This window comes from Kitasatospora sp. NPDC057512 (assembly GCF_042802135.1).
Classification (GTDB): Bacteria; Actinomycetota; Actinomycetes; order Streptomycetales; family Streptomycetaceae; genus Kitasatospora.
In genome coordinates this window covers 1-5,818 of sequence record NZ_JBHVET010000570.1, presented here as the reverse complement: position 1 = coordinate 5,818, position 5,818 = coordinate 1, and the positions used below count along the sequence as shown (strand labels likewise).

Here is a 5,818-nt window from a genome sequence, read left to right as displayed (position 1 = left end):
CGGCCGGGTCGCCGAGCATCTGGCGTGACGGCGGTTGAGCGCGTCGGTGGCCTTCATCCTCGGGAAGCACGTTCCGTTCACGATGCCAGTCGTCCTGCTGACCTTGCGAAACCGCTCGGTTGCCGGTTATGCGGAATCTCAGGCGCGGGGGCTCAAGGCGGTCGGAGCCTGGGACAGTGACTACGATCAGCTCCAGATGGAGTCGCTGCCCAAGGTGGCTTCGTTCGACGTGATCCGCGCTGCTCGGGAGGACCTTGAATGATCATCCCCACTCTCGACCTGACCGACGCCGACTGGCACAAGTCCGGTTACAGCAACAACGGGGGCAACTGCGTTGAGGTGGCACCCGGATACCCCGGCGTGATGCCCGTTCGCGACTCCAAGGCCCCGAACGGACCGGCCCTGATCTTCGCCGCCAACGCTTGGGAATCGTTCGTCACCGCTGTGCGCAGCGGCGAGTTCGGCGAAGTCTGAACCGAGGGCCTCCCCGGCCGGCACTGCTCCCGGAGCGTGCAGTAACACCTGGTCGGCCGGCCAGCTGCTCGGCTGGGTCCTCCCAGCCGAGCAGCTGACGTGACGGCGGGTCGGCGGACTGCCCGGCGCTCGGAGGTGCGGCCGTGATCTTGGTGCCGCCCAGTCCCGGGGTTCGGCCGCCCTATCCGTCCAGGTGGAAGCGGTCGGACATGTGGCGCAGCTTCTCGCGGGTGGCCGAGCGCTCGGCGTAGACGATCCTGCGCAGGGTGGCGCGGGCGATCGGGTGGTTGCGCACGAGCTGCGGGGCGGTCTTCTCCGCCGTCTCCAGGGCCTGGAGTGCCTTGTCACGGTTGCCGTCCCACAGCCAGGCGCGGGCGAGGTCCATGTGGTGGTGGCCCCGTCGGGAGGCCGGGAGGGCGGCGACCTTCGCCGGGTCGGCGCGCTCGTTGAGGATCAGGGCCCTGGCGTGGTCGCCCATCTCCAACTGGACCGACACCTCGTGGACTTGGACGTTACCGCTGGAGAAGGTCAGCGAGTGCCGGTCGAAGGGGGGCTCGACCCGGCTTCCGTCCATCAACTCGGCTGCCGCGTACGCGTGCCGGATGCGGTCCTCGGCCTCCGTCCGCCGGCCGGCGCGGGCGGCGGAGACGGCGGCGCGCAGGTGCATGGCGCCCCAAGCCCGTACGGCCAGGGGGTCGTTGGCGCGGTAGCGGTCCTCGACGAGGCGAAGCGCCTTGTCGGACAGTGCCAGGGCGTCGTCCCAGTCCGCCGTGGCCCACATGTCCCACACGCGCATCCAGTCCGCGACCGCCTCCATCACCGGGTCGCCGGACAGCCGGGCCGACCAGGCGGCCCGCTCGCAGGCCATGGCGATCAGCTCGGGGTGGCCGAGCGTGTGCGCGGCGGTGTGCGCGAACTTGCACTCGATCGCGTAGACCGCGAACGCCTCCTCGCGTTCACGGCCGGTGGACACCTCGGCCAGCGCACGCGCTTCGCGCAGCATGTCCGGAAGTACCTTCAGGATGGCCACGTTGGCGGCCGCGTCCCGGAGCCGGTGCAGGCGCTCCGTCTCGCGCCAGAGTTCCGCCGACGGCCGGGGCACGCCGTCGAAGACCGGCGTGAGGTCGTAGCGGCGAAGCTCCCGCAGGATGGCGGCGGCCGACACCTGCCACTGGTTCTCCGACGGCTTTCCCGCGACGAAGGGCCTCTGGATGAGGTCGTTGGGGTGGCAGTGCAGCGCCGCCGCGATCTGGTTGATGGTTCCTGCCCGGTCGAGCTCGATCGTGCCCTTCTCGACCTTCGACACCCAGACCTGGGTCCTGCCGGTCGCGGCGGCCAGGTCGGCCTGGGTCATGCCCAGCCGCAGCCGCGCCCGCCGCACCCGCTTGCCGATCGACTCCCGTTCCTCCAGCACAGCGGCCCTCCCGCGCTCGCGCCCGCCTGCCCGGTCCGTGAGGCCGCGGTACCGGTGGCACCAGGAAGCTACCGCGTTCCGGCGGGCCGCGTCACAGACCGGCTCGTCACGACGGCACCCGCGTGCCGGGCGGCACATCGGGCCGCCGGGCGAGCAGCTGGAGCAGGCCGGTGACCGCGACGCCTGCGACGATCTCCCGCCGGTCGATCATGCCCTGGATCCTGGAGATCGGGATCCACTCGATCCGGTCGGCCTCGTGGGTGTCCACCGGCGGTGCGATGTAGGTGGCGCCGTGGGCGAGGAACACGTGGTGTTCGGCGTTGCTCATGCCGCCGATGGGCTGGACGTAGGCGAGTGCCTCGACCTCGTCCACCTGCCAGCCGGTCTCCTCTCGCACCTCGCGGACCGCTGCGGCCTCGAGGGATTCCCCGTCCTCGACGATGCCGCTGGGAATCTCCCAGCTCCAGGTGCCCGTCGCGAAGCGGTGCCGCCACATCATCAGCACCTCGTTCCGGTCGTTGACCACGACGACGGCCGCGACCGGTGCGAACCGCACCAGGTGGTGCTCGTACCGGGCCCTTCCGAGCGGCTCGACGTCGACCAGGTCGAGCCGGACCCACGGGCTGGTGTAGACGGGACGGCTGCCGTGGACGGTCCACTCACTGCTCACTCGTACCTCACGGTCTCGGCGGGGCAGCTCAGCTCGCTGCGGCGTTGAACTTGGCGATCAGGTCCGGGAGTTCCGCCAGCGAGTCGATCCGGAACGTCGCCTGCCCTGCGGCCGGGTCGTACTGCTGGATCCAGCCCCACGGGCCGCGCCGGATCAACGCCGTCCGCATCCCGGCCGCCCGGGCGGGGAGCACGTCGTTGTCGAGCCGGTCACCGACGTAGAGGATCTCGTGCGGCTCAGCGGGTGCCGCCTCGGCGACGCGCTCGAAGAAGGCGGGGTCCGGCTTGCTCGCGCCCCAGTCGTCAGAGGTGCCGATCAGGTCGACGTCGCCCGTGAACAGCCGGCGAAGGATCACCCCGGACCGCACGGTCTGGTTACCGGCGATCGCCAACCACACACCGTCCGAGCGCAGTTGAGCGAAAGCACCCCGAACGTCCGGGTAGAGGTCCTCCTCACCGAAGGTCTCCGCCCGGCCGACAGCCGCCCGCTTCTCGCGCTCCTCATAAAGGTCGAAACCGGGAGCAAAGACCTGGAACGTCTCCCGGTAGTCCCGGCCCTGCGCGATCACCGCGCCGAGCTGGGCCACGAACGTGTGCCTCGGCACACCCAACCAGTCGGCCCAGGTACCGTACTCCCGGGTCTCGTCGACCAGGCACTCCCCGACGTCGAACACCACAGCCTTGATCGTCACGACCGCAGCCTAATGCGACCAGGACGTTCCCTGGACGGCCTCGGGGTCGGTGACGACGATTTGACGACGGAGCTGTACACGGACGCGGTGGCCGCGGCTCGCACCTGACGGTTCGAGGACTGTGGGAGAAAGGGCATGACATCCGGCGGACGGCCCCGGCGGCGGAGGTGGCAGGCCATGCCCAGGCGTGACTACGAGGACGACCCGAACGCCCCCACCGCGAACTCGCTGGTCCCGGCCGCCTCCGTCGTCGTGGTCGACGACGCCGGCCGCGTCCTGCTCCAGCGCCGCACCGACAACGGGATGTGGGCGCTGCCCGGCGGCCGGATGGACATCGGGGAGTCGATCGCCGGGTGCGGCATCCGCGAGACGCGCGAGGAGACCGGCATCGACGTCGAGATCACCGGGATCGTCGGCACCTACACCGACCCGGGCCATGTCCTCGCCTACGACGACGGCGAAGTCCGCCAGGAGTTCTCCGTCTGCCTCCTCGGATGCCCGGTCGGCGGGGAGCTGCGGGTGTCCGACGAGTCCCACGAGGTCGCCTGGTTCACCCCGGCCAAGACGGACGGGCTGGCGATGGTGGCGAGTGTCCGCAAGCGGCTGACCGACTGGCGCTCCGGGGCGATCCCCGTGGTGCGATAGTCCCTTCCTTCCCCGGTTCAGAAGCGGAGCACCTGTCCCATGCCAGAGCAGGAACGCGTCATCCGGATCCGCCGCCCCTACCTCGACCTGATCGCCGCCGGCACCAAGACCATCGAGGTACGCGTCGGCTACCCCAGCATGCGCAGGATCCGCCCGGGGCAGACCCTCGTCTTCGAATCCGGCGACGCCCACTGCCGCACCTGCGTCACCGGCGTCGCGGAGTACCCCAGCTTCGACGCCATGCTCGACGTCGAGGACCCGGAGGCGATCGGCTCCGAGGGAATGAGCCGCACCGAACTCCTCACCGCCTGCCGCGAGATCTACCCGCCGGAGAAGGAGCAGCTCGGCGTCCTCGCGATCCACCTTCGACTCACCCCATAACCAGGGATCGAAGGTGCTGCGCAGGAAGTCGGCCGGGCGACTCTGCTGGCGAAGTATTTGATCTAGGTCAGGCTCAGGCCGCTGTTGGGATGCCGTGTTGGGTGCAGAGTGTGTGGATGCGGGTGGGGCGGCGGCTTGGTCTGGTGGTGGTGTCGAAGTGGGCGCCGAGTCGGCAGATGTTGATCGCCATGCCGATGAGGACGTTCTGGAGGTGGGTTTTGGCGAGGCCCCGGTAGCGGGATCGTCGCAGGCCAGGGCCTCGGACCGCTTGTGAGATCGTCGCTTCGATGCCGGCGCGGGCCCGGTAGGCCTCGCGCCATCGGGGCGTGTCCTGTTCGGTCTGCATCCGCATCCTGGCGGTGTGGATGGGTTCGGGGTGGATCTCCAGGCTGCGGCCGAGGTGCGGAGCGGCGGTGGTGCACTGGGCGCGGATGGGGCAGGGGCGGCAGTCGGTGCGGGAGAAGGCGACGCGGATCAGGCCGTTCTTCTTGGGCCGCATGGAGATGCTGGTGGCTCCGGCGGGACAGCGGGTGACGCCGCTGTGCCAGTCGACGTGGAAGTCCTTGGGGGTGAACGTGCCGTCGTGGGCGCCTCGGCCGGTCCGGACCGTGACGGGGGCGACGAGGGTGATACCGCGCTCGAGTGAGGCGCCGATGTTCGGCCCGCTGGGGTAGCCGGAGTCGAGCAGGTGCTCGCCGGGTTTCAGGTCCCGGGCGATGAGTCTGTCCTGGACGGGGGTGACTGCCGTGACGTCGGGTTCGGTGGCGGGGGTGGTGTGGACGTCGGTGACCAGGCTTGGTAAGTCCTCGTCGCAGGACTCGGTCAGGTGGGACTTGGAGCCGGTCCACTCCACGCTGTCCGCTCCGGGCCGGCCTTTGGTGCTGTAGCGGGCGTCGGGATCGTGGGGCGAGCGCACGCGCTGTGCGGAGGGCGGCAGTTCCTTCGTGTCCCGGTAGCGCAGTCGGCCGGTGGCGGTGGCCTCGAAGTGCTGGTCCCACAGCTCGCGCAGGATTTTGACCTGCGGGAGGCCGTTCATCCACGCGGCGTCGGGGTCCGTGTCGATGGCGGCGGTCAGGCTCTGCCCGTCGGCGCCGATCTGCTCGGCGAGCCTGGTCGCGGAGGAGTTCTTGCGGCGCAGGAGCCGGCTGGTCTCGACCTTGCGGCCGTAGCGCTCGTCCCAGCCCTCCCTCAGGAGCGGCACGATGAAGCCGGGGCTGGTGCGGGCGATCTCCTCCAGGGCCGCGCGCAGGGCCTCGCCCAGGCACTCGATCCGGTTCAGGGTCCGCACGCAGGCCAGGACGTGGGTGGAATCGGTGCGCTGACGCCCGCCCGAGCGCACCAGGCCGGCGCTCTTGAGGCGCTCCAGCATCACGGTCAGCAGCGCGTCCGCCCGGTCGCCCGCCACCAGGCGGGCCCGGAACTCGCACAGCACACTCGCGTCGAAACCGGTGTACTCCAGCTCCAGTCCCAGCGCGTACTTCCAGGAGATCCGGTCCGCCACCGCGACCGCGGCGTCCCGGTCGGAGAGGTTGTGCAGGAACTG

The 5,818-nt window shown here is 70.3% G+C and carries 8 protein-coding genes; 4 read left to right on the top strand and 4 right to left on the bottom strand.

Annotated features, from left to right (window positions below):
* The first annotated feature begins 46 nt into the window (after window positions 1–46).
* Both ACFU6K_RS29275 and ACFU6K_RS29270 read left to right on the top strand, forming a co-directional pair.
* Window positions 47–262, top strand: a complete 216-nt coding sequence (locus tag ACFU6K_RS29275; protein ID WP_380668035.1) for a hypothetical protein — start codon at window positions 47–49, stop codon at window positions 260–262.
* Window positions 259–474 (top strand): DUF397 domain-containing protein, encoded by a 216-nt coding sequence (locus ACFU6K_RS29270; RefSeq protein WP_380668033.1) that lies wholly within the window; start codon window positions 259–261, stop codon window positions 472–474. Before ACFU6K_RS29275 ends, ACFU6K_RS29270 begins: the two co-directional genes overlap by 4 nt.
* A 181-nt stretch (window positions 475–655) precedes the next feature.
* On the opposite strand, the gene ACFU6K_RS29265 is transcribed toward ACFU6K_RS29270, so the two are convergent.
* The 3 genes from ACFU6K_RS29265 to ACFU6K_RS29255 form a co-directional block, all read right to left on the bottom strand.
* On the bottom strand, window positions 656–1,888 hold the full coding sequence (locus ACFU6K_RS29265) for a helix-turn-helix domain-containing protein (protein ID WP_380668031.1): 1,233 nt from the start codon (window positions 1,886–1,888) through the stop codon (window positions 656–658).
* A 106-nt stretch (window positions 1,889–1,994) separates the two neighbouring features.
* Window positions 1,995–2,558, bottom strand: a complete 564-nt coding sequence (locus ACFU6K_RS29260) for an NUDIX hydrolase (RefSeq protein WP_380668029.1) — start codon at window positions 2,556–2,558, stop codon at window positions 1,995–1,997.
* A gap of 28 nt (window positions 2,559–2,586) precedes the next feature.
* Window positions 2,587–3,249, bottom strand: coding sequence for an HAD family hydrolase (locus tag ACFU6K_RS29255; protein ID WP_380668027.1), 663 nt, complete (start codon window positions 3,247–3,249; stop codon window positions 2,587–2,589).
* Between the two features lie 177 nt (window positions 3,250–3,426).
* On the opposite strand from ACFU6K_RS29255, the gene ACFU6K_RS29250 reads away from it, so the two are divergent.
* Both ACFU6K_RS29250 and ACFU6K_RS29245 read left to right on the top strand, forming a co-directional pair.
* A complete protein-coding gene (locus ACFU6K_RS29250; protein ID WP_380668025.1) occupies window positions 3,427–3,894 on the top strand; it encodes an NUDIX hydrolase in 468 nt (155 codons plus the stop codon).
* A 39-nt stretch (window positions 3,895–3,933) separates the two neighbouring features.
* The gene (locus ACFU6K_RS29245) at window positions 3,934–4,275 is read left to right on the top strand and encodes an ASCH domain-containing protein (RefSeq protein WP_380668023.1); all 342 of its coding nucleotides are present in this window, start codon (window positions 3,934–3,936) and stop codon (window positions 4,273–4,275) included.
* A gap of 73 nt (window positions 4,276–4,348) precedes the next feature.
* On the opposite strand, the gene ACFU6K_RS29240 is transcribed toward ACFU6K_RS29245, so the two are convergent.
* A partial coding sequence (locus tag ACFU6K_RS29240; protein WP_380668021.1) for a transposase occupies window positions 4,349–5,818 on the bottom strand: 1,470 nt, incomplete at its 5' end.

Bases quoted from the DNA above. Each gene is read 5' to 3' on its own strand.
- ACFU6K_RS29270 (WP_380668033.1), top strand. From the start codon at position 259: ATGATCATCCCCACTCTCGACCTGACCGACGCCGACTGGCACAAGTCC.
- ACFU6K_RS29250 (WP_380668025.1), top strand. From the start codon at position 3,427: ATGCCCAGGCGTGACTACGAGGACGACCCGAACGCCCCCACCGCGAAC.
- ACFU6K_RS29245 (WP_380668023.1), top strand. From the start codon at position 3,934: ATGCCAGAGCAGGAACGCGTCATCCGGATCCGCCGCCCCTACCTCGAC.